The organism is Streptomyces poriticola (genome assembly GCF_036689765.1).
GTDB lineage: Bacteria > Actinomycetota > Actinomycetes > Streptomycetales > Streptomycetaceae > Streptomyces > Streptomyces poriticola.
In genome coordinates, this window is the sequence record NZ_JBAGKH010000002.1 from 487,061 (window position 1) to 510,224 (window position 23,164).

Annotated in this window: 13 protein-coding genes; 5 read left to right on the plus strand and 8 right to left on the minus strand. The window is 72.3% G+C overall.

Going from position 1 to position 23,164, the window contains the following annotated elements:
• Positions 1-38 precede the first annotated feature (38 nt).
• Together V5O46_RS04810 and V5O46_RS04815 are read left to right on the plus strand one after the other, a co-directional pair.
• Positions 39-4,724 (plus strand): hypothetical protein, encoded by a 4,686-nt coding sequence (locus V5O46_RS04810; RefSeq protein ID WP_332883132.1) that lies wholly within the window; start codon positions 39-41, stop codon positions 4,722-4,724.
• Positions 4,721-5,296: a GNAT family N-acetyltransferase gene (locus tag V5O46_RS04815; RefSeq protein ID WP_332883133.1), complete on the plus strand. Its 576-nt coding sequence runs from the start codon at positions 4,721-4,723 to the stop codon at positions 5,294-5,296. The genes V5O46_RS04810 and V5O46_RS04815 overlap by 4 nt, the downstream gene beginning before the upstream one ends.
• A 537-nt stretch (positions 5,297-5,833) precedes the next feature.
• Here V5O46_RS04815 and V5O46_RS04820 read toward each other — a convergent pair.
• The 7 genes from V5O46_RS04820 to V5O46_RS04850 form a co-directional block, all read right to left on the minus strand.
• Positions 5,834-6,004, minus strand: coding sequence for a hypothetical protein (locus V5O46_RS04820; protein ID WP_332883134.1), 171 nt, complete (start codon positions 6,002-6,004; stop codon positions 5,834-5,836).
• An 851-nt stretch (positions 6,005-6,855) separates the two neighbouring features.
• The gene (locus tag V5O46_RS04825; RefSeq protein ID WP_332883135.1) at positions 6,856-8,328 is read right to left on the minus strand and encodes an MFS transporter; all 1,473 of its coding nucleotides are present in this window, start codon (positions 8,326-8,328) and stop codon (positions 6,856-6,858) included.
• The gene (locus tag V5O46_RS04830; RefSeq protein ID WP_332883136.1) at positions 8,325-9,068 is read right to left on the minus strand and encodes a thioesterase II family protein; all 744 of its coding nucleotides are present in this window, start codon (positions 9,066-9,068) and stop codon (positions 8,325-8,327) included. Before V5O46_RS04830 ends, V5O46_RS04825 begins: the two co-directional genes overlap by 4 nt.
• A gap of 23 nt (positions 9,069-9,091) precedes the next feature.
• The gene (locus tag V5O46_RS04835; protein WP_408648894.1) at positions 9,092-16,468 is read right to left on the minus strand and encodes an SDR family NAD(P)-dependent oxidoreductase; all 7,377 of its coding nucleotides are present in this window, start codon (positions 16,466-16,468) and stop codon (positions 9,092-9,094) included.
• A gap of 690 nt (positions 16,469-17,158) precedes the next feature.
• Positions 17,159-17,311, minus strand: a complete 153-nt coding sequence (locus tag V5O46_RS04840; RefSeq protein ID WP_332883220.1) for a hypothetical protein — start codon at positions 17,309-17,311, stop codon at positions 17,159-17,161.
• Positions 17,308-17,619 (minus strand): hypothetical protein, encoded by a 312-nt coding sequence (locus V5O46_RS04845; protein ID WP_332883137.1) that lies wholly within the window; start codon positions 17,617-17,619, stop codon positions 17,308-17,310. The genes V5O46_RS04840 and V5O46_RS04845 overlap by 4 nt, the downstream gene beginning before the upstream one ends.
• Before the next feature lie 1,315 nt (positions 17,620-18,934).
• Positions 18,935-19,237 carry an Ada metal-binding domain-containing protein gene (locus V5O46_RS04850; protein WP_332883138.1) on the minus strand — a complete coding sequence of 101 codons (303 nt, stop codon included), beginning with the start codon at positions 19,235-19,237 and terminating at the stop codon, positions 18,935-18,937.
• Positions 19,238-19,410: 173 nt separating this feature from the next.
• Here V5O46_RS04850 and V5O46_RS04855 point away from each other — a divergent pair, with 173 nt between their 5' ends.
• Genes V5O46_RS04855 through metF form a run of 3 tightly spaced genes read left to right on the plus strand, consistent with a single transcriptional unit; the run spans position 19,411 to position 21,502 of the window.
• Entirely contained in the window at positions 19,411-20,394 is a 984-nt protein-coding gene (locus V5O46_RS04855; RefSeq protein ID WP_332883139.1) for a carbohydrate kinase family protein, read from the plus strand.
• Positions 20,391-20,606: a hypothetical protein gene (locus tag V5O46_RS04860; protein WP_332883140.1), complete on the plus strand. Its 216-nt coding sequence runs from the start codon at positions 20,391-20,393 to the stop codon at positions 20,604-20,606. Before V5O46_RS04855 ends, V5O46_RS04860 begins: the two co-directional genes overlap by 4 nt.
• A complete protein-coding gene (gene metF, locus V5O46_RS04865; RefSeq protein ID WP_332883141.1) occupies positions 20,603-21,502 on the plus strand; it encodes a methylenetetrahydrofolate reductase [NAD(P)H] in 900 nt (299 codons plus the stop codon). The genes V5O46_RS04860 and metF overlap by 4 nt, the downstream gene beginning before the upstream one ends.
• A 105-nt stretch (positions 21,503-21,607) precedes the next feature.
• Here metF and V5O46_RS04870 read toward each other — a convergent pair whose 3' ends face one another.
• Positions 21,608-23,116 (minus strand): FAD-dependent monooxygenase, encoded by a 1,509-nt coding sequence (locus V5O46_RS04870; RefSeq protein ID WP_332883142.1) that lies wholly within the window; start codon positions 23,114-23,116, stop codon positions 21,608-21,610.
• Between the last annotated feature and the right edge of the window lie 48 nt (positions 23,117-23,164).

Sequence of the window (23,164 nt, forward strand, 5' to 3'; positions counted from 1 at the left end):
GCCGCGGAGGACACCACATCAGGAGCAGCACACCTCTCATGGACGCAGCTCATGCATCCCACTCGTCGCAGGAGGACGGCGCCCGGGTGCCAGGTGAGGCGCTGCCCGGGGCGACCCGCGGTCCGCAGCGCCCCGGCCGCCCGGGGAGCTCGTCCCGCGCGTCCCGCCCGTCTCCCGCTGCGGGCCCGGGCGAGGGGCGGCCCGAGGCAGCGGTGCGGGCCTTCGCCGTGCGCACGTCGGACGGTGGTGACACGCGCGCGTTCGTCGAACGGCTGGTCACCGGCCGACCGGAAGTCGGCGGCACGAGGACCGGGACACCGGCGGCAGTTCCGCACGGCGAGGCGGCAGACCTTCTCGTCTCCGTGGTCCGGGAGACGGTGGCCTGCCTGCCGCACCTGCCCAAAGGCACCGCCGTCGTCCTGTGCTCCGGGCCCGGCGGGACAGCGGCCGCACAGGCCCGTACCGTACTGGCCGCTCTCCCGGAACTGGCCGCGGCGGACGTCCGCATCGAAACCGCCGCTGATGCCCCGGTCCTGCTCGGCTCGGTGCGGACCGCGGGGACCGGACACGCGGGTGCGGTGATCGTCGCAGCGGTCGCGGCAGGGCTGCCCGGCCCGTCCGACGCCTGCGGGCAGGAGCCGGCTCGGTCCGCCGCCGTAGCGGTGCTCCTGGCCCCGCACACCCCCGGCCTCTCCCAGGCACTCGCCGTCGTGGGCGTCGCGGACGCCGGTACCACGAGGGACGGGACCGACGGTGAGCGGGAAGACCTGCTGGTTCTGCGCGCCGATCCCGTGCCACGGAGCCGTTCGCCGCACGCGGACGTGCTGCTGTGGGGCGGCAGCAGCATCGCCGCTCTCGAGGCGGTGGCCGCCGCGGTGACAGCGGTGCACCACGGCGCCCGGCCCCGGGCGGCGGCACACGCCGAGCCCTGGCTTGCCCCCCAGCGCACCGCACGGGTCGTGCTGGCCGGGGACGGCGGCCTGTCCCTGCGGCTGCGCTCGGGACAGGAGAGCCCTGCGGCCTGGGCACCGCCTCGGGCACCGGGCCGGCGCCTGTACGTCTTCTCCGGTGCCGGCACCGGAGACGTCCTCCGTGACCTGGAGATCGGGCACGAGTCCCGAAGCGGCCCGGCCCGCCTGGTCATCGTCGCCGCCGGCCACGACGAGTACACCGACCGCGTCCGGCAGGCCCGCCACTGGCTGTCCGAGGGCCGCCGCCGGCCACGCCCGCCCGGCGTGTACTTCTGGCCGCAACCCCTGTCCGGCGAGCTGGCGTTCGTCTTCCCCAACGGGGCCGCCGCCCACCCGGGCATGGGCCGCCGACAGCTGCTCGCCTTCCCGCGCGCCGTCGACGAGGTACGCCGCCGGGGCAATCCGCAGGAGATGGCCGGCTGGGCGTACTCGGGCGCCGACAGCGCACCCGACGCTGCGGGCAAGATCTACGGCGCGTCGTTCCTCAGCCTGGTCCACGCCCACATCTCCCGCGAGGTCCTCAGGCTGCGCCCGCAGGCCGTCCTGGGCTACTCCTCCGGGGAGATCAGCGCACTGCTGGCGACCGGCGTTTGGCCGGACGTGGGCGCCGTCCTGGCCGACACCCACGACAACCCGCTCTTCGACGGTCTGCTGACCCGGCCCTGGCGTGCCATCCGCGACGGGTGGCGGCAGGCCGGTGTCACCGGGACCACGTGGACCGCCCATCTCGTGGGCACCGACCCGCGGCAGGCCGCCGCCGCTGTCGAGGACGAGCCGGGCGTGCATCTCCTCACGGTCAACGCACCCAGCAGCTGCACGCTCGGCGGCGAGGCCGAAGCCTGCCGCCGTGTGCTGGCGCGGCTGCCTCACGAGTACGCCATGCCGCTCGACTACGACATCGCCGTCCACACGCCGATGGCCGCGGCCGCCGCCGACCGGTGGCGTGAGTACTTCCACCGTCCGGTGCGCCCGTCCGGCGGCGTGCGTTTCTACACCTGCGCGGGTGCCTTCCGCTTCTCCCCGACTCGGGACGGGATCGCCGAGGCCAGCGTCGCTCAGGCGCTGGGAACGATCGACTTCCCCGGCGCTGTGGAGCAGGCATGGGCGGACGGTGTCCGGGTCTTCGTGGAGCACGGGCCCAAGGAGCGTTGCACCCAGTGGATCCGCGAGATCCTGGGCGAGCGTCCGCACCTGGCACTCGCCCTGGACCCCACCGACGGACAGGGCCTGGACCGGCTGCTCGCTGTGTGCGCGGAACTCGTCGCCGCCGGAGTCGCCGCCGACGACGAGGCACTCCTCGCCCACCTGTCGGCGGCGGCCGGTACATCGCCGCACGACGTGCGCCTGCCGCACCAGTCCCCCGCGGGCGCAGCTGTTCGCGGCCCGGCCGCGAGCCCGGCGGTGGTCATGGCGCCCGCGCCACCCCTCCCTCCACCGGACACGGACGCCTGCCACCCGGCCCCGGCCCGGGTCGCCGTCCAGCCATCCCCGCCCGGTCGGACGAACGACTTCACACGAGCCGCCGCCGCTCATGTCGCACTGATGTCACACCATCGGCACCTGCACACCCTGCTGCTGCAACGCCACGATGCCCACCTTGTGCTTGGAGCCGCCCGCGGACCGCGTGTCCCCGGCGCGGCCGACCGGCTCCTGCTCGACGCGTCCGGACACGTGTGCCTGGCCACGGTCCTCCAGGCCGCTGCGCCGTCGGCACCGAACGCTCCTACCGGATCGTCCCTCTGGGAGCTGATCCTCCACGGCCCCCTCCCCCGGCCCGACGAGCGGCTACAGCACCGGCGCAGCAGGCCCGGCGAACCCTTCCAGCACGTCGTTCACGGCTCAGACCGTCCCGTGCTGACGCTGCGCACGCCCTCCGCGGCTTCGGACAGTGCCGCCCTCCCCCACCGGTCCGAGCCGCCGCACGCGCCAGGCGCATCCCTCCTGCGGTTCAGCCCCGCACAGGTGTGCGCCTTCCGCGACGGCCGGCCCTACGACTGCTTCGACGCCCAGTGGACGGTGGCCACCCGCTCCCACGTGCGCAGCCCACGCAGCGGCACCGCCGGCACAGCGGTCCTGCACCAGGTCACCTCCCTCGATCCGCACGGCGGCCCGCACGGCCTGGGACACCTGACCGCACATCTGCGGCACCCGACCGCCCCCGCGCACACCGGCAGCGCCCTGGCCGACACGGGCGGCCTGCCGTGGCTCCTGGAAGGCGTCCACCAGGCCCTGGCCTTCTTCCTCTCAGCTTTGGGGCTCACCCGGGACCGGGACGGCTGGCGCTTCCAGCCGCTGCCAGGCTCCCACTGCACCCTCCAGCACACCCCTGGCACCGGCCCCGCGGGCACCGTGACGTGCGAGGTGACCGTCACCGCCCTCGATAGGGGCTCCCACGAGCCCCGCGTGTGGGCGGACGTGGTGTGTACAAGCGGCACAACGGCCGTGCTGTACGCACAGGGTGTGGCACTCCAGCTGGCCCAGGACTGGCCGCTGGAGCAGTGGCGGCGCCTGGCCGCCGCGCCCGCACAGGACGTGACACGGCACATTCCGCCGGCCGCCCTGCCGGCCCTGCGCCCGCCGGAACCCGACCCCCGAGCGCTGGTACGCGACGGACTGCGCCTGGATCACGTGTCGATGTTGGCGGCGGCCTGGGGGCGCCCGAGTGACGCGCTCGGGCCCGCTCACCGCGCGCTCGACCGACAGCCACGAGTGATCAGGCTGCCCGCACCGCCCTACCAGTGCCTCACCCGGATCACCCGTTTGTCGGCGGCGCCCGGCGTACCGGCCGTGGACAGTGCCATCGAGGCGGAGTACGACATCGCGGCGGCCGCCTGGTTCCACAACGACGACAACCGACCGCCCCTGCCCCCCGCCCTGCTCCTCGAAACGGCTCTGCAACCGTGCGGCTGGCTCGCCCAGTACGTCGGCGCAGCCGGCAAACCGGCCGGCACCCCGGTGTTCCGCAACCTCGACGGCGAAGCACAGCTGACAGCATCCGTACCCCGCGGGGCACGCACCCTGACCACGCGGGCCACCCTGCGCGAACACGTCGACGACGGCACGATGGCCCTGGTCTTCTTCGACCTGGAGTGCACGGCCGACGGCGTGCGCGTCCTCACCGGCACCACCAGTTTCGGGTTCTTTCCACCAGACGCGTTCGCCATGCGGACGGGACTGTCCGGTCCGCCGCCGGACGCCCCGGACACGGCCGAGGAATTGATCGCGGACGGCGACCTCAGCACCCGGCCGCCGCGCTGGTTCGGCGGCCGGGTGTCACTGCCCTCCAAGCCGCTGCTGATGCTGGACCGCCTCACCGGTTACTGGCCCCGGGGCGGTCACGCCGGACTGGGCAGACTACGGGCAGAGAAGCACGTCGACCCGGGCGACTGGTACTTCGCCGCGCACTTCTTCCAGGACCCCGTACAACCAGGATCCCTGGGCGTCGAAGCCATGTATCAGCTGCTGCACTGCCATCTGATCGAGCAGGGCCTCGACGCGGAAACCACCTCCCTGCGGACCGAACCAGCGGCAGCATCCGGCCCCCTTCGGTGGAAGTACCGCGGGCAGGTCACCCCCACCGACACCCTGATCACGGTGGACGTGGACATCACCGGCCGCCGCCACGACGCGGACGGCGTCGTCCTCAGCGGCGACGGCTGGCTGCACGTCGACGGCACCTGCATCTACCACGCCACCGGTCTCGCCCTGCGCCTGTCCCAGGGAACGACCACAGAACGGAGATCCCGCCCATGACCACCCCGCACCCCCACGCCGTACGCGACGACGCGGAACACCAGACGATCCACGACTGCCGCCTCCTCCTGCGGTCCGCCGTCGCCGCTGACGTGCCCGCCGTCGAAGCACTGCACACCCGCTGCTCCCCGCACACGCTCTACCGGCGCTATCACGCCCCCGTCCACGGCGCTCCGCGCATGCTGCTCAAGCACTTCCTGGCCGGTCACAGCAACTACTTCGTGGTGACCACACCATCCTCGCAAGCGATCGCACTGGGCGAGTTCGCACCGGCGACCCGAGGACAGCACCCCCAACTCGCCCTCATGGTAGAAGACGCCTGGCAGCGCCGGGGCATCGGCACCTGGCTGACCCGACGCATTCTGCGCACCGCGGCACAGGTTCGGCTGCGCACCGTGTACGCCGACGTCCTGGGCGAGAACGCACCCGCCCTCCAGCACTTCCACGTCTTCGGAGGAGTCGTGCAGAGCTGGGAACAGGGCACGGCGCGGCTCGCCATCCCCGTAACGGAGCAGGACACCCCGCTCCAGGACCACGACGGGCCCATGGCGAAACCGGCCGCGGCCACCTGAACACCACCCCACCCGGCTGCCCGCACCTACCACAGACAACGGTGCCCTCGAGTACACACCCGCAGCCCGTTCCCGCCGGCACCGCGGGCCCTGGAGCGGTCACAGCCACTCGCGGCCGCGCCGCGCATCACCTGGGCCGGCTGCTGGAGCACGTCCACACCCGCACTCCACGCCCGGCACCGTCTGGAACGGAAACAGCCTGTGGAGCGTGGCCGGTGCCCGCCCCTGTTCGGCCGCTGGACGCTCGGCCGGCAGGTCAAGAGCGCGGGCGGGCTCGGCGAGGACGGGGCTCCGCGCTGCACGACTCCGGAGTCGCGTATCTGCCGGCTGGGCCAAGACCACGTCGACGGCCGCGCTGCGGCCTGGCCACCGCATGGCCACCGCCTGGTCACCGTCTGGCTGCCGCCGTCCCTCTCTACACCGACACCGACACCGACGCCCCGGGAACAGCGTCACCGTGCCCATCCCGACCGGCAGCAGGGATGGAGGTGTGCCGGTTCGCGGCCAACCGGGAACTCCGGGGGCAGCACTGCGGTTTCACTCCTTCTTCTGGAGCCCGTTGATCGCGAGGACCACGGTCAGGCCACAGGCCAGGCCCGCAAGGCCCCAGGGACCGCTCGGGCTGTAGTCGTTGAGGTAGTAGCCGATGGCGCAGAAGACGAGGGTCACGGACAGGACGATGAGTCCCCACAAGCGCCTTCCGGGCATCCGTCCACTCCTTCCTGTGGTGTCGGGGTCGCTCGCCACGGCGGCAGGATATGGCAGCCGGTGAGCCGCCCTTCGGCCGGGCGGGCACCGGTGTCGTTCGCGGATGCCCGCGAGCGGCACGATCACCAGATGCTGCCGCGACCGGAGGGCGCCCGCCCCCTCGCCGCGGCTGTGCGGCGTAGGTCGCGGCGCCCCTCTGCGGCCGTGCCGGGCCAGTGCGTGATCACCTTGGTCAGGTTCACGCCGCCACAGCCCCGCGGCTCCGTCGGTCCCGACTCGGCAGTGCCCCGCCCGGTCCTCACCACCAGCGAGGAAGCTCATGGACGGGCGCCCTGAGAGGTGCCATGATCGCGCGGACGTCCGGCATGGATCCGGCTCGCAAGGAGGAGGAACGAGGCTCGGCCTCGGCATACCCGTCATTCTGCTCGCGTTGCCCTTCGGCGCCTCGGGTACAGCGGCACTCACCCGCGGACGGATGCTTCCCACGAGCCGGAGAATCGTCACCCGCCCACAGCTCCACGGTTCCCTGTCAAGTCCACGTGTTCCCTTCTTGTGCCTCCTCTGTGCAAGGGGATCAGGTTCCACCGAGAAGATCACGTAGTGCCACCTGGAGGACCCCCGCCCCACCCGTAGCGGCCTCGCTCGCGCGACCGCATGCCCGTGCCGGCCCCCGCCGCCGCGTAGGCAGGAACAGGAAGAGACGGGCGCCTCGCCCGCAGCGGGCACGCCCTGCCCCTGGACTACCGCACAGCCCGCGCAGGATTCTCCGTCATCCTTGCCAACCCGGCCCCCTGGTGCGGCGGTGGCACGACCAGAACCGCAGGGAGAGGGCACGGGCCTACTGAGTCTGCTCAGAGTCCCTCATGGGACGTCGTGGCGGCCGGAGTCACGCTGCGCCATGGAATGACCGCGAGGGCGGCTGCCAGGGTGACGGTTCCTGCGATCAGGGCGCTCGCGGTGAGGCCGTCGACGAACGCCTGTCGGGCGGCCGGGGATCGTGGCAGTACGGCGGTTTGGGCGGCTGTTGAGGCCATGGGGCCCAAGCGATCGGTGATGACGGCGCTGAGGACGGAACCCTGGACGGCAACCCCGAGGGAGGCACCGACCTGGCGGGTGGCGTCGTTCAATGCCGATCCCAGTCCGGCACGGGACGGCGGGACCGCACTCATGACGCTATCCGTACCCGCGGCCGCGACGAGACCGGCGCCCAGCCCTGCGACGGCTTCGAAGACGAGCAGGTGTCCGTAGCCGGAATCGGCTCGGGTGCAGGACAGGACAGCGAACCCGATGGCCACGAGGAGGAGTCCGGCCGCGATCGGCGTTCGTTCGCCGTGCCGGGCCAGTAGACGTGGTGCTGCGAGCGAGCCCGCGGCGAGAGCCGCGGCCAAGGGCAGAGTGCGTACGCCGGCCTGCCAGGGGGTGTAACCCAGGACTCCCTGGAGGTAGAGGGTGACGACGAAGAGCGCTCCGTACAGCGCGAAGGACAACAGCGTGAGCGATGTGGCGCCGTGCACCACGCCGGGCAGACGCAGAACGGATAGCGGCAGCATCGCGTGGTCGCCTCGGCGCGTCTGATGTGCGACGAAAGCGGACAGCAGGGCGGCGGCCAGAGCAAGACAGGTCAGCACCGGTACGCTCGTCCACCCCCTCGCAGGGCTTTCGATCACCGCCCAGACGAGCGTGAGCAGTCCGCACGTCGACATGATCGCACCCGGGAAGTCGACGCGCTGCTCGCTGTGGCCCCCGGCACGGCGGGGTCTGCACTTCGGTACGACGAGCAGGGTTAGGAGCAGGGTCACGGCCACGATCGGGACGTTCACCCAGAATCCGGCGCGCCAGGAGAAGCCCTCGACGAGGGCGCCGCCGAGGACGGGCCCCGTCATGCCGCCCAGGCCGAGGGCGGTGGCCCACAGGGCGATCGCCCGGCGGCGTGGGGCGGGGTCGGGGAAGAGGGTGGTGATGATCGACAGAGTGGCGGGCATGAGCAGGGCGGCCCCGGCCCCCATGCCGCAGCGCGCGGCAATGAGCCCGTCCGGCTTCTCGGCGAGGGCTCCGAGCGCGGATGCGGTGCCGCAGATGGCCAGGCCGATCGTGAAGGCACGGCGTCGGCCGATCCGGTCGGTGAGGGCTCCAGCGGTCAGTACGAGGCCGCCGAGGACCAGAGCGTAGGCGTCGACGATCCACTGGACCTCGGCCATGGAGGGTGTCAGGTCGCGGTCCAGGTCGGGTACGGCGACGTTGAGGACGGTGAGGTCCATGCCCAGCAGGAACACGCCGAGGCAGACGACGACGGTGGCTGCCCAGCGCTCACGGTCAGGGATCACCGGATCGCCGTCTGCAGGTCCTTGTTGAGTTGGTGCACCAGGGCGGATGCCTGGTCCAGCGGGTAGGTGTGGCACCCGGCGAACAGGTGGGGCGTCGTGGGGGTGGCGAACAGGTCGTTCCAGCCCTCCAGGCAACCCGGTGGGACCAGGGGGTCCGCGTCGCCTCCGTAGAGGGCCAGGGACGCTTGCAGGGGTGGTTCATCGTGGTGGCGGTGGTGCAGGGCGAGGACGAGGTCGGCGAGGTGCGGCGTGCACACACGGGTCACGGTCAGCGGGTCTTCGAGAAGTTCGGCGGGGAGGGGCCCCACGAGATCGGTGACTCTGTCGAGTCCCGATGTCACGAGGGTGGCCAGGAGCCGTTCGAAGTCCCGCTGGTGGGGCGCGGGAAGGGCGGACAGGGCGACGAGTGCGGGCTCGCGCCGAGCGGTGCGGCGCAGTCGTCGCGCGGTCTCGTAGGTGAGCAGGGCGCCGAGACTGTGCCCGAACAGGGCGAAGGGCCGGGAGTCGGCCGCGTTGTCGGTGAGGGAGGCGAGTGCGGCGGCGAGTGCATGCAGGTCGGTCACTGAGGGCTCGTCACGGCGGGTGCCTCGGCCGGGCAGGGCGAAGGTGTACGGCTCGATGGTCTCCGGCAGCAGGCCGGCCCAGGGCTGGTAGAACTCCGGGCCGGCGCCACCGGGCGGCACGCAGTACAGGCGTACGGCTGCCCCGGGGCGGTGGGCGAGGCAGACAAGTGTGGGCACGGATCCGGACCTCTTCGGCTTGTTCAGTGGATGGTGTTGAGCAGGCCCAGTACCCGTTGTGCGAGCACGGTGAGGTTCGGCAGTCCGGCGAGTTCCATGGCGGGGACTTCGCAGCCGAGCCGCTGCTGGAGCAGGGTGGCGAGTTCGGCGGCCAGCAGGGAGTCCACGCCCAATTGGTCCAGGCGCCGTGTCCGGTCGACGCGGTCGGGCGTGGTCTGCAGGACGTGGGCGAGTAGTTCGGCGAGGAGGTCCTCGACGAGTGCGGCCGCGTCGTCGGGCGTGGCCTGCTTCACCACCTGGCGCAGCCGTTCCGCCCCGTCGGTGTGCTCGGCCGGGGGCAGCAATGCTGCCGTACGCGGTGCGGTGAGGGCGTGCAGGAAGCGCCGCATTCTTCCCCAGTTGAGGTGCCCCACGGTGACCGCGGTGGCATCGGGGTCTGCGAGGAGCCGCTCCAGGGTGGCGAGCGCGTCGGCGGTGGCAAGTCCTCCGATGCCCAGGGTCGTCATCTCGTCGTGGCGTTCGGTGCGATGCACGTACCCGTGGTCGGCGATCGCGCCCCACTGCACGGCGAGGGCGGGCAGCCCGGCCCGGCGCCGGTCGCGTACGAGGGCTTCGAGGGCGAGGTTGGCGGCCGCGTACGACGACTGGGCGAGATTTCCGATGACGGCGGCGGCCGAGCTGTAGACGACGAAGAAGTCGAGCGAACGGCCGCGGGTCAGCTCGTCCAGCAGTTGCCCGGCCGCCATCTTGGGAGCCAGCACGGTGCGTACCCGGTCGTCGTTCAGTTGCTGTAGTGGAGCGTCGTCGAGCACCATCGCGGCGTGCACGACCCCGGCGAGTCGTCGCGCTTCGGCGTCGAGGCCGTCGATGATGCGGCGCATGGCGTCCGGGTCCGCCGCGTCGGCGGCGCACGCATTGACGTGTACGCCGAGCGCGGTGAGGTCGGCGATCAGTTCCGTCGCGCCGGGCGTGTGTGCGCCGCGACGGCCGATCAGCGTCAGATGACGGGCCCCACGGGCGGCCAGGTGGCGGGCGGTGGCGGCGCCGAAGCCGCCCAGTCCGCCGGTGACCAGGTAGTCGGCGTGGGGGTCCAGGACGAGGGGGGTGTCCGTGGTGCGGACGGACACGGGTTCGGCGGCGTCGAAGGTGACGACGACCTTCCCGATGTGCCGGGAATGCTGCATGGCGGCGAACGCGTCGCGGATCCTGGTGGCCGGGTACACGCGATGGGGAAGCGGTCGGTAGGTGCCCGCGTGGACGGCGCGGGTGATCGCTGTGAGATGGGCGTCGGCCAGCGCGGAGCTGTCGGTGAGCAGGGCGGCCACGTCCACTCCGTGGAAGGAGAGGTTGTCACGGAAGGGCGCCAGGGCGAGTGAGTTGTCGGCGAGGAAGTCGCGCTTGCCCAGCTCCACGAACCGGCCGTGAGGTGCCAGGACGCGGAGGCTGCGGGCCATGGCTTCGCCGGCCAGGGAGTTGAGGACGACGTCCACACCCCGGCCCTCGGTGATCGTTTCGATCTCGTCGGCGAAGTGCAGGGTACGCGAGTCGAGGACGTTCTCGATGCCGAGCAGCCTCAGGAGATCACGCTTGGCGGGGCTGCCGGCGGTGGCGATGACCCGGGCGCCTACGTGTTGGGCGTACTGCAGGGCGGCCAGGCCCACGCCGCCGGCGGCGCCGTGCACGAGCAGTGACTCGCCGGGCCGTAGGCGGGCCAGGTGGTCCAAGGCGTGCTGCACGGTGAGGAAGACCGTCGGAAGTGTGGCGGCCGCGGTGAAGTCCATGTCGTCCGGCAGCGGAATTACCCGGTCCGCACGAGTCCGCGTGTGCGAGCCATAAGAGCCGACCGCCAGGCAGGCGACCCTGTCACCGACACTGATGTGTCCGACGCCGGCGCCGACGGCGACGACCGTGCCGGCACACTCCAGGCCCATCGGTTCTGCGTCGAGTCCCCACGGCATGTCGGGCGGCGGTACGAGGCCGGTCGCGGTCATGATGTCGCGGTAGTTGAGCGCGACGGCCGCAACCTCGACCACGATCTCACCCTCGGCCGGGCGGGGTAGCCGGGTCGGACGCCAGCCCAGCCGGTAGTGCAGACCTGGCTCGTCCAGCGTCAGCGTGGATGAGACGGCGGGAGGTGACATTCCTGTGCCCGGAGCCGGCATCAACTGCGACGTGTAGGGGAGCAGCCGGGTCACGAACCGTCCCTGGCAGGTCAGTAGTACCTCGTCGTCGGCCGGGCGGGCCGCCAGCTCCTCGGCCAGTCTGGCGTCGGCACCGGCTGCCAGGGCGATGCGCCGGACGGTCAGCCGCGGCTGTTCGTTGGCCAGGCTGCGGGCCGCTCCCCACAGGGCTGCGGCGGCGGTCGGTGGGAGGTCCTGGGCTCCGCACACCACGAGCCACACGGTGACCCTACGGTCCTCGGGCAGCTGAAGGGTGGCGGTAGCCAGGGCACGCAGCACGGCCAGATGGCGGACGGCGGCCTCCGTGTCGCAAGCACCACCGACTCCGCCGGACTCGGCCAGCAGGACCACATCGTCGGTGTCCGCCAGGAGTTCGGACCACTGCTGCGGGCTCTCACTCGCGGGCCGCACAGCGACTCCCAGGGCCGTGGCGGCTGCCCGGGCGAGAGGCCCTCCGGTCAGGTCTGCCGCCACGGGCGGGTGTACGAGACACGGATCGGGCTCTGCGGCCGTCGGCCTGGGGCGGGGGGCCCGGGCGGTGAGGATGACGGAGTGGTGGTCATACGCCGGTTGTGTGGCATCGCCGGGCAGCACGGTGCCGGTGAATCCGCACTCTTCCAGCAGTCCGGGCCATTGCTCGCGTGCCAGCAGCGGTCCGTTCGGCCGCAGAGCGGTGTCCTCGGCGCACCAGAAGGAGTCCAGCAGCCCGAACACCGGGGTCAGCGCGGCCGGGTCGTGGCTCTCCAGGGCGAGCAGCTGTCCGCCGTCGGCCAGCAGGTCGCCGATCCGGTGCAGGGTGCGGCGCAGATCCCGCGTGGCGTGCAGCACGTTCGCGGCGATGACGAGGTCGTACGAGGCAGGGGTGAAGCCCTGGACAGCGGGGTCGGCGTCGAGGTCGAGGCAGCGGTAGTGGATGAAGTCGTGGTCGGTGAAACGGTCCTGGGCGGCGGGGAAGAAGGCCGAGGACACATCGGTGTAGGTGTAGTGGGTGCGTTCCGGCGGCAGATGTGGCAGGAGGGCGGTTGTCAGCCCGCCGGTTCCGGCGCCGACCTCCAGCACGCGCAGCGGCCGGTCCTCGGGCCAGGCGGCGACAGCTGTCTGGAGCAGGAGCCGGGCGGTTCGGTACTGGTGGTGCATCACGGGCGTGCTGTCGTAGGAGCGCGCGGCGAGGGCGTCCGGCTCGGAGAACAGCAGCGCGAGAGGATCGGTCCGCCCGCGCAGCACGTCCGCCAGATGCAGTCCGCAGACGCCGTAGGTCTGCGTCGCGGTGGCCTCGGCCGGGAAGGCCAGGAGCACTTCCCTGAAGAGCCGGTGGGGCTGCGGCTCCTCGGCCAGGTGCCACCGGCCGTCCTCGTGGGCGGTGAAGACGCCCTGACCGACGGCGTTCTCGAACAGGGTGGTCAGCAGCTTGCGGTACCGGGGCTGCACGTCGGCCGCCAGCAGGTCGTTCAAGGTGAACTCCGCTGCTTCCGGCAGGATTTCGCGGACGGCTGCCGAGGTCAGGTGCGCGTTCAGGCGCAGGGCGCGGGCGCGGGCGCTGTCGTACGGATGCGCCCGCCACTTCCGGACCGCCTGCGACAGTCCCTCCGTGCAGGCGGCGAGGGTGACTGCCGGTGCGGGCCAGGGGGAGCGGGCGGGGGGCGAGGGGAGGGGGGCGGCGCGCAGGACCTCTGCAAGCTGCTGCGGGGCACGTGCGCTCGCCGCGTCGAAGCGGCGCAGTCGGCACCCGAGCGCTTCCAGGGCCACGGTGCCGTCGTCGGCCATGACGGTCATGTCCCAGACGGCCTCTCGTGCCGTGCGGGCACGGAGGCGCACATGGATCAGGCCGGTTCGGGGCAGCGCACGCCAGCCGCGCACGGTGTCGATGCCAGAGGGCAGGTAGGCGGCCGGTGTGCCGTCGGAGTCGGTCTGCTGACCGGTGGCCGCGGCAAGTAGCGGCAGGCCGGCCTGGAGCGCGCCGTCGAGGAGGGTCGGGTGCGCGAGGGGAGCGTCGGCGAGGTCGACGGTGGCGGCGTAGGCGGCGAGCACCTCACGGCTGTCGCCGGCGTCGGTGTGCAGGGCCGTCAGGGTGCGGAACGCGGGACCGTAGGGCAGTCCGGCGCGGGCGCAGAGAGCATAGTGATCGGCCGCGCTCAGCTCGCGCGGCAGACGGCCGCGAAGCGCCTGCAGGTCAGCGACGGGCGGGCACGTACGCAGCAGCTCCCGGACCCTGCCGCGGGCGTGCTCGATCCAGGTACCACCACGTCCGTCACGGCTGGAGACCGTGAAGGCGCCGTCCCGCTCCAGTGCAGTGTGGACGGACACGGTCCGGTCCTCGTCGTCGCCTGGCAGGCTCAGCGCACGGCTGATCGAGATGTCGTGTGCCTCGACGGGACCGTCGTGCACGACTTGTCCGAGGGTCAGGGCCATGTCCACGTAGCCGGCCGCCGGTACGACGACCGTCCCGCCGACCAGGTGGTCCTCCAGCCATCCCAGCGCGCCGGAGGAGAGCTCCTGCTGCCAGGCGGGGCGAGCCCCGGGCAGCCGTGCGCCGAGCAGTGCGTGGGGGGACTGCGTCGGCTCGCCGTCCTCCTCGGTCGGCGTCTGGAGCCACCATCCCGGAGCACCGTGCCAGTGGCGTTCGCGCTGCCACGGGTAGGCGGGCAGGCCGACCACCCGTCCCGGATGCGGGAAGGGAACGCTCCAGTCGGTCTCGGCTCCGCACGCCAGCAGCTGTGCCGCGGTGGAGTCGAGTGCACGGGGGCCGGAGGCGGTGCGGGTGAGTGTGGGGATCACGGCGGCGGGCCGTCCCGCATCCGTCGTGACACGCCGCAGGTATGCGCCGAGTACGGGATGGGGGCCGATCTCCACCATCACGTCGCAGTCGGCCTCGCCGGCAAGGGCGTCCACCGCCTCGGCGAACCGCACGGGTTCACGGACATTGCGCCACCAGTAGTCGGCGTCGAGCGCCGCGTCACCGTCCAGCCGCCCGGTGACCGTGGAGGCCAGGGGGATGCGGGCGGGGCCCGTCGGCAGCCCGCGCAGGCCGGCCGCGAGGGGCCCGCGCAACTCGTCCATCGCCGGGCTGTGGAAGGCGTAGTCCAGCCCGAGGTCGCGAAAGAACACGTTGCGCTCGCGGAGCACTTCGCCGAGTTCGGCGAGGGCTTCGGCGTCCCCGGCGACCGTCACGTCACGGACGCTGTTGATCCCGGCAACGACCAGCCGCTTCGCCCGACCGATCTCGAAGATCAGCTTCTCGGTGTCCGAGGGGCTGAGCCCGACGGCCGCCATCCGCCCACTTCCGGCCGTCGCGCCCTGGGCCCTGCTGCGTACGGCGATCACCCGGCAGGCGGCCGCACGGTCCAGAGCTCCCGCGCAGTAGGCGGCCGCGACCTCGCCCACACTGTGCCCGCACACCGCGGCGGGGACGAAACCGCGTGCCCTCAGGGCTGCGACAAGCCCGGCCTGCAGGGCGAACAGCATCGGCTGGGCGATCTCGGTGCGCTCCCACACCTCCCGTCCTCGGGGCGCGGCCATCTCTTCCTTGACCGACCAGCCGATCAGGGGGCGCAAAACCTCATCGATCGCATCGACCTCAGCGGTGAAGGAGGCGTCGGCATCGAGGAGTTCCGCTCCCATGCCGGCCCACTGGGAGCCGTTGCCGCCGAAGACGAATCCGATGCGGCCACGCTCCACACCGACCCCACGCGCTGTGCCCGGCGCGGGCTCGCCCTGTGCCACCCGCCGCAACGACCGAGCCGCTGCCGACGGATCGTCGGCCAGCAACGCGACGCGATGCTCGTACCGGGCCTGACGACGGCACGCCGTGTAGGCCGTGTCGTAGAAGGCATCCGGGGCGAGCCCCTCCAGGTGCTCGGCCCAGCCCCCGGCGGCGGCCTCCAGCGCCTGGGAGGTACGGGCGGACACCACCAGCGGGAGCGGGCTGCGGCGACCCGGATGCGGCCGGGTGCTGCGAAGGCCGTCGGCGTTGTCCCGGCCGGGCCGGTCGAACATCTCCGGGGCGGTGGTGAGCACCACGTGGGCGTTGGCCCCGCCGAATCCGAAAGAGTTCACCCCGACCACGAGCCGCTTGCCCGGCAGGTCACGCGGTTCGGCCACCGGATCCAGACCGAGCCCCGCGAAGTCGATCCGCGAACTCAGAGGAGCCGTGTGCAGCGTCGCGGGGATCCGCCGCTCCCTCAGCACCAGCAGCGCCTTGAGGAGCCCGGGTACCCCGGACGCCGCCTCCAGGTGCCCCAGGTTCGACTTCACCGATCCGATGGGCAGCGGTGTCCCCGACGTGCGGCGCCGACCGAGTACCTCACCCAGTGCCTCGCACTCCACCGGATCGCCGGCCTGGGTACCGGTGCCGTGCGCCTCGACATAGGCCACCTCGGCCGCACTGATGCCGGCCTCGGTGTACACCCTGTCCAGCAGCGCGGCCTGGCTGCGCGCACTCGGCAGGGCCAGCCCGACCGTACGGCCGTCCGCGTTGACGCCACTGCCGCGGATCACCCCGTGGATCCGGTCACCGTCTGCCAGCGCCGCCCTCAAAGACTTGAGTACGAGCACACCGGCGCCCTCAGAGCGCACGTAGCCGTCCGCAAGCTCGGAGAACACATGACACCGCCCGGTGGGCGAAAGCATCGACGCCTGGGCGAACCCGACGCTCTCGCAGGGGTTGAGCAGCACGCTGACACCGCCCGTGAGCGCGAGCGCACTCCGCCCGGACCGTACCTCCTGGTATGCCTGGTGCACGGCGGTCAGCGTCGACGAGCACGCCGTGTCGACGGCGAACGAAGCACCGTGCAGATCGAAGAAGTACGACACGCGGTTCGCGGTGTTGCAGGACGCCGTGCCACCCATGGAATAGGCGTTCATCGCCTGCGGCCGCCGCTGCTGAAGGTCGCCGTACCCGTGCGACGACACCCCGACGATCACCGCCGTGTCGCCGCCGGCCAGCGACGAAGGGTCAATGCCCGCATCACCGAACGCCTCGACGGCACACTCCAGGAGCAGCCGGTGCTGTGGGTCCATCACGGATGCCTCCTTCGGCGAGATACCGAAGAACTCCGCGTCGAAAGTCGCCACGTCATCAAGGAAGCCGCCCGCGGCCGAGTACATGCGGCCGGAGCGCGGGCGTCCGTCGGCCGACACGAACCGCGTCACGTCGAACCGGTCGCCCGGCACCTCTCCGATCAGGTCCCGGCCCCCGGCCAGCGCCGACCACAGCCCATCCAACGACCGGATGGCCCCAGGCAGCCGGACCCCCACACCCACCACCGCGACGTCCCCGTCACGGGCCTCCGCCCGCCCGGACGGGGCGGGGCTGGGCCGGGATACGCAGGTTGCCGTGGCAGCATCGGACAACAGGTGATCCTGATCATTCGCCTTGGTCACGTGTGTGACAACTCGCCATGGTCAGGCAGGGTTACGGCCGACGGCAGACAACGGGACAGCACATTGACCTGGCACCGTCACCCAGCCGCCCGTGCCACGAGGTGCCAGTACGGGCGGTCAACAGCGGGCAACATGGCCTGCGCCCGGCGACCACCCGAACGAGCGCCCTTTCGGGCTTCGGTGGTCAAGCAACGCCAAGCCCAACCCCGCCGAGTTGGACTTCTCCGCGGTCATCTGGGAGAAGGGCCCGCTCAGCGGGGGCAACGACGACTGCATGGAGTTCGGCATCATCGGCGACCTGATCGCGGTGCGCGAATCCGAGCGGCCGGAGCAGACCCCGCTCGTCTACACCCGAGACGAGATCGCGGCCGGTGTGCGGCGCGAAGATGGGCGCCTTCGACCACTTGACGTAAGTACCTGCGGCGGTGTGAAGGAGCCGCCATTCCACGGAAGGCGGCCGGTCCCAAGCGTAGTGGGACCGGCCGCCGCCGCAATCTTCCCAGACCACCCCCAGTGGCGGCAGGACGCCGCTCAGTCGCCTGGTGGGTGCAGCGGGATGACGTTGCCGGGAACGGGCTGGTCCTGGCCGGTGAGGCTGCCATTGGAGCTGGTGGCCTGCCCGGCCAGGAGTCGGTCGATGGCCGCGCGGATGCGGGTGCGCTCGTCATCGTGCTGTTCGTTCATGCGACGGCTTCCTCGGCGGTCTGGGCGGCGGAGTCGTGGGCGTCGGCGAGGGCTCGGAAGCGGTCGGCGGTCCGGCGGAGCCGGTTGCCCAGGGGCTGGGGCACGCTAACTGCCTTCGCGTCGAGCCGATCAGCGTGTTCTCGTGCCGCGCGTGCGTGGCTGTCGGTGCGGACCGCGTTCCCGCAACCGAGTTGGCAGGCGAACTGGTTCGCGGCTGCCGTAGCCAGGTGCCGCACCAGGATCGGCGTCTCCTCGTAGTCCATGAACTCGCGCCATTGCCGTCCCTCGATCCGGCCTGTAACCGGCACCTGCATCGGGCTGGGGCCAGGCGGATGGGGTGATCACGGGCACGTGCAGACGGTCGTAGACCGACAGGTTCCAGCCGTAGCGGTCGGTCATCATCACAGCCGGCGCCGTCAGCTCCGCCCGGCTGAGGAACAGCCGGGCCGGTCGTCTTCCCACGGTTCTTTCCGCGCAGCAGATGCTCGGCTCGGGTGTAGACCGTCCCCTCCTTGTCCGGGTACCCGGGCAGTTCGCCCGTGGCGGCCAAGCACTCGAGGACGGACGCGACCCTCCACTCACGGCTGGTCGGGTCCGGCGAGCCAGCCCGGTAGCGGTCCAGCAGCGTGGTGTTCTCCCGGATCCGCAGCAGCGCGGCCCGGAACTGCCGTTCGGCGGTCTGCAGCACCTGGTCGCGTTCCGACGGCCGGTAGGACTGCTTGGACGGCTTGCCCTTCTTCGGAACGGGGCGGGCCAGTTCCTCGGCGGCCAGGCCCTCGGACAGCCGCGGCTCCCGCTTGAGCAGCGTACGGACCTTCGCGAGGGCCTCACGCCCGCCGGGGGTGTCCTTGTGATGTTCCGCCAGAGCCGGAGCGTGGCCGAGGTCAGGTTGCCGAGATCCTCGGCCGGGTGCCCCTGGTCCTTGAGGAACCGGGCGAAGACCTCCACGGACCGCCAATACGACTCGCCGCTTGCGTGGCTGTTCCACCCCATGGACTGCGCGGCGAACGCTCGCGCGAGTGAGCCGCGCATCGGCTGTGGTACGGCGATCTCGGCGAAGTCGAAGACCCGCTTGTGGCCTTCCTTGTTGACCACCGTGACCTGCAGTCCGTCGGCGGCTATTCGCTGGGTCGCCTGGAGATCCGGCGGTGGCAGGACCGCCCGGCGTCCCCGCCCGCTCAACCCCCGGACCCGCGGCGGTCGCCACACGCGAGTCGCCCGCGGACGCGAAGCCGAACGTGCGGCGCGGGTCCCAAGCGGTGCTGTGCCGCAGCCGACGGCTCATCTGGACCCAACCGGCCGACCCCGCGGCCACCACCCAGGCGTCCGGCTCGGGACGGGTCAGCCGGCGGGCCTGGCGCAGCCATGACGCGGCGTCCTCCGGCCAGTCGACCACCGCTGCCAGCCACCCGCCGCTCCCCTGCCAGGCGTCGGCGAACGCCGCGGAGGCGTCCTTCGACGCGGCGTCCCGGCCGTGCCCCAGCGCCACGCCGCCTCCTCGGAACCCGCAGGCTTCCAGGAGCGCGAGCAGCCGCGCGAGTTCGCGGCCGGTGTGCGGCCGGGCTGCGGGCCAGGGTGCGTAGTCGGAGAGGGCCACCGGAAGCAGCCGGGGGGACGGCTCGTTCACGACGGTTCCCCCGTGCGCCACGCCCGGTGGCGTTCGGGAAGGCAGACCGCGCACGGACGGTATCCCGCGGCGACGGCGGTCGCCTCGTCCGCGAAGAACACGCGGTGGCGCACGTAGTTCCCGCGGGCGATGTGCCGAAGGGCGGAGGGGCAGTCCAGCCGCCCGTAGATCCGTCCGCGCCGGTAGCCGCCGAACCGGCCGGCCACGTCGCTGCGGTAGGGCCTCCCGTCGCTGCCGGTCAGCGTGTATCCGCGGGGCGCCGCCGCGGGGGCCGTGTCGTCCAGCCGTAATCCGTCCACGAAGGCACTGTGCATCATCCCGGGCGGTCGTACCAGCGGTATCCGGACGTCCGCTCCGGGGCCGGCGGGGGGTGACTTCGACCGGCGCTTGAGCGGCGCCCGGCAGGCTTGCGTGCCTGGACAGTCCCACACTGCCGGACCCTTCGACCCCGGGTTCAAGGAGAGAGACCGTCGTGCGAATCGCCGTGACCGGCTCGATAGCCACCGACCATCTGATGTCCTTCCCCGGTCGGTTCACCGACCAACTGATCGCCGACCGGCTGGAACAGGTGTCCCTCTCCTTCCTGGTCGACCGTCTCGACGTGCGGCGCGGCGGCGTCGCCGCCAACATCGCCCTCGGACTCGCGCGGCTCGGACTGACCCCGCGTCTGATCGGCGCCGCGGGCATCGACTTCGCCGAGTACGGGGCCTGGCTGCGCGCCGCCGGGGTGGACACGGACGCCGTCAGGATCAGCGAGACGCTGCACACCGCCCGGTTCGTGTGCACGACGGACGAGGCGCAGAACCAGATCGCCACCTTCTACGCCGGCGCCATGGCGGACGCCGCGAAGATCGACCTTGCCGCGGCCGCGGCCCGCTGCGGCGGCTTCGACCTGGTGCTCGTCGGCGCCGACGCCCCGGAGGCGATGCTGCGCCACACCGAGACCGCTCGGCGGACCGGCACCCGCGTGGCCGCCGATCCCTCGCAGCAGCTGGCCCGCCTGGACGACACCCAGGCACGTCACCTCGTGGACCGCGCGCACCTGCTGTTCACCAACGAGTACGAGTCCGCCCTGCTGCGGGAGCGAACCGGATGGAGCGAGCGGGACATCCTGCAGCGCGTCGGTACCTGGATCACCACCCGGGGCGCGGACGGCGTCTCCTTGGCGCGGTGCGGTCAGCCCCGTCTGGACGTGCCCGCCGTCCGCACCGCGAAGACCGCCGACCCGACCGGGGTGGGGGACGCGTTCCGCTCCGGGTTCCTCGCCGGCCTGAGCTGGGACTGGTCCGGGGAACGGGCGGCGCAGCTCGGCTGTGCGCTGGCGTCGATCGTCCTTGAGGCGGTCGGCACACAGGAGTACAAGCTGCTCGCGGCGGATCTGACCGACCGTGTCGAGCGTACGTACGGGCACGAGGTGGCCCGTGAGATGGAGCCGCGCCTGGCGGGGCTGTCGTGAGCGGGCTGCGGGAGGAACCGGCCACCCGTGTGACGGTCGCCGACGGGGCGCGGGGCACCCTGCTTCAGGCGCAGGTCCCGATCCCGGTCGGGGGCGCCCGGCGCGGCCGGCGCCTGTGCCCGGCCGGCTTCTTCCGCGCCGAGCGGTCCACCGACGCGATCGCCGTCCAGCCGCCGGAAGCCGGCTGCTTCAACGTGGGAGGCCGTCCATGAGCTCCGTGCGCGAGACCCTGACGAGCGGCGTCCCCTCGTTCTCGTTCGAGTTCTTCCCGCCGAGAACCGGCCGGGGCGAGCGCGCCCTGTGGAACTCCGTCCGCCGCGTCGAGTCCTTCTCCCCCACCTTCGTGTCCGTCACCTACGGCGCCGGCGGTTCGTCGCGCGAGCGAACCGTCGAGGTCACCCGGCGCGTCGCCGCCGACACCACCCTGCGGCCCGTCGCCCACCTGACGGCCGTCGGGCACTCGGTGGGCGAACTGCGGCACATCATCGGCCAGTACGCCGACGCGGGGATCAGGGACGTCCTGGTGCTCCGGGGTGATCCGCCCGGAGATCCGAACGGCCCCTGGACGCCGCACCCGGCCGGTTTCACCTTCGCCCGGGAACTGGTCGAACTCGTCCGCTCGCTCGGGGACTTCACCATCGGTGTGGCGGCCTTCCCGGAGATGCACCCGCGCTCGCCGGACTGGGACAGCGACATCCGGCACTTCGTCGCCAAGTGCCGGGCGGGCGCCGACTACGCCGTCACCCAGATGTTCTTCCGTGTCGAGGACTACCTGCGGTTGCGTGACCGGGTGGCCGCGGCAGGCTGCGACATCCCGATCATCCCGGAGATCATGCCGGCCACCGACGTCCGTCAGATCCGCCGCTTCGCCGAACTGTCCCACGCGGCCTTCCCCGAGGACCTCGCCCACCGGCTCGAGAGCGCCCGCGACGACGCCGCCGAGGGCCACCGGGTAGGCGTGGAGCACGCCACCGCCATGGCCGGACGCCTCCTCGCCGAGGGCGCACCCGGCCTGCACTACATCACGCTCAACAAGTCCACCGCAGCCCTCGACATTCATCGCAACGTGCTGTCGGCGCACGTCACAGGGAACGCAGGTGTCCGCTGAGCCCTGCGGTTGCGAGGCCGCCGACCGGTCCCCGGCCCGCTCCGGCCGCAAGGAGCGTGATCCGCGACGGCTGCCGGCACTCGCCGGGTGGCCGGGCCCCGCCACCTACGCGGGGTCCCCGAACCAGCACCCCAGCGCCTCGGCCAGCGCGTCCGCGTCCCCGTCGTCGCCCAGGGCCGACCAGGCGACGTATCCGTCGGGCCGCACCAGCAGGGCGTCCGTGCCGATCTGTTCGGCCGCCGTCGCCGTCACCACGTTCACCCGTAGGCGCCAGGGCTCGACGGCCTTGAGTAGATCCTCCGAGTCGGCCAGCAGCAGCAACAACGGCTCGGCGCTGTGCAGGAGTCCGGCGAGGCCGGTGACCGAGTCGCCGGTGTTCAGCAGCACGTCGGGGGCGAAGCGGCCGGCCATCGGGTCGCCGGGACCTCCGGTGTCGTAATGGACGTCGACACCGCTGATCACGCCGCCGAGGTACTGGTTGACGTCGTCGAAGTGCATCATCCGGGCGAACAGCGTGCGCAGCGAGTCCATGCGGGGGTCGGGGTCCATCAGGGCCACCTGGGCGCGCACGTTCTCCAGGACCGCCTCGGCGATCGGCGCGCGCTCGGTCTCGTACGTGTCGAGCAGTCCGGCCGGTGCCCAGCCGTGCACTTCGGCGGCGAGCTTCCAGCCCAGGTTGACGGCGTCCTGGAGGCCGAGGTTGACGCCCTGGCCCCCGGCCGGGAAGTGGACGTGCGCCGCGTCGCCGGCCAGCAGAACCCTGCCGACGCGGTAGTGCTCGGCCTGCAGGGCGGCGTCGCTGAAGCGAGTGAGCCAGCTGGGTGAGTCCATCGGCACCGGGTGGCCCGCGATCCGCTCCACCTCCGCCCGGAACTCGTCCAGGGTCACGGGCGCCTGCCGGTCCGGATGCGGGCCGCGGAAGTCGTAGGTGCACACCCGGCTGCGTCCGAACAGGTTGAGCCACACCAGGGTCCAGCCCCGCGGGTTGCGCTGCCAGCCCTGCGGCGCCCGTGCCGGGTCCAGCAGGCGGACCTCCCCGATCAGGGCGCCGACGCGGGCGGGCGTGCCGGTGAACGGGATGCCGGTCAGTCCGCGCACGGCGCTGCGGGCGCCGTCGGCGCCGACCACCCAGGAGGCGCGCAGGGTCTCCGTGACGCCCCGGGAGTCGCGTACGGTCAGCCGTACCGCGTCCGCCTCCTCGTCGAGGCCGACGAGTTCACGGTCGCGCCGGACGCGCGCGCCGAGCCGTTCGGCATCGGCCGCGAACACCTCCTGCGCCCATGCCTGCGGGCTGCCCACCAGCACGGGGCCCTCGGTGACGACACGGCTCAGGTCGAGGTCGAACATGCCGGAGAAGTGGAACGGTACGGGGCCGAGGCCCACCGGCGGGGCCGGCGATCCGGGCTGCACGGCTTCGAGGAGTCCGCGCCGCTGCAGGGTCTGCGCGGTGCGGGCGTGCAGCGTCCCCGCCTTCGACTCGCCGGTCGGCGCCGGCAGCTTCTCCAGGACGGTGACGCGCACGCCCAGCAAGGCCAGTTCCCGGGCGAGCAGCATGCCGACGGGCCCGCCGCCGACGACGGCGACCTGGGTGTCCACGGCTGGGCTGTTCGGCATCGGGGCTCCTGCGGCGGTAGACGACACTGTCGGCATCCATCCGGATGC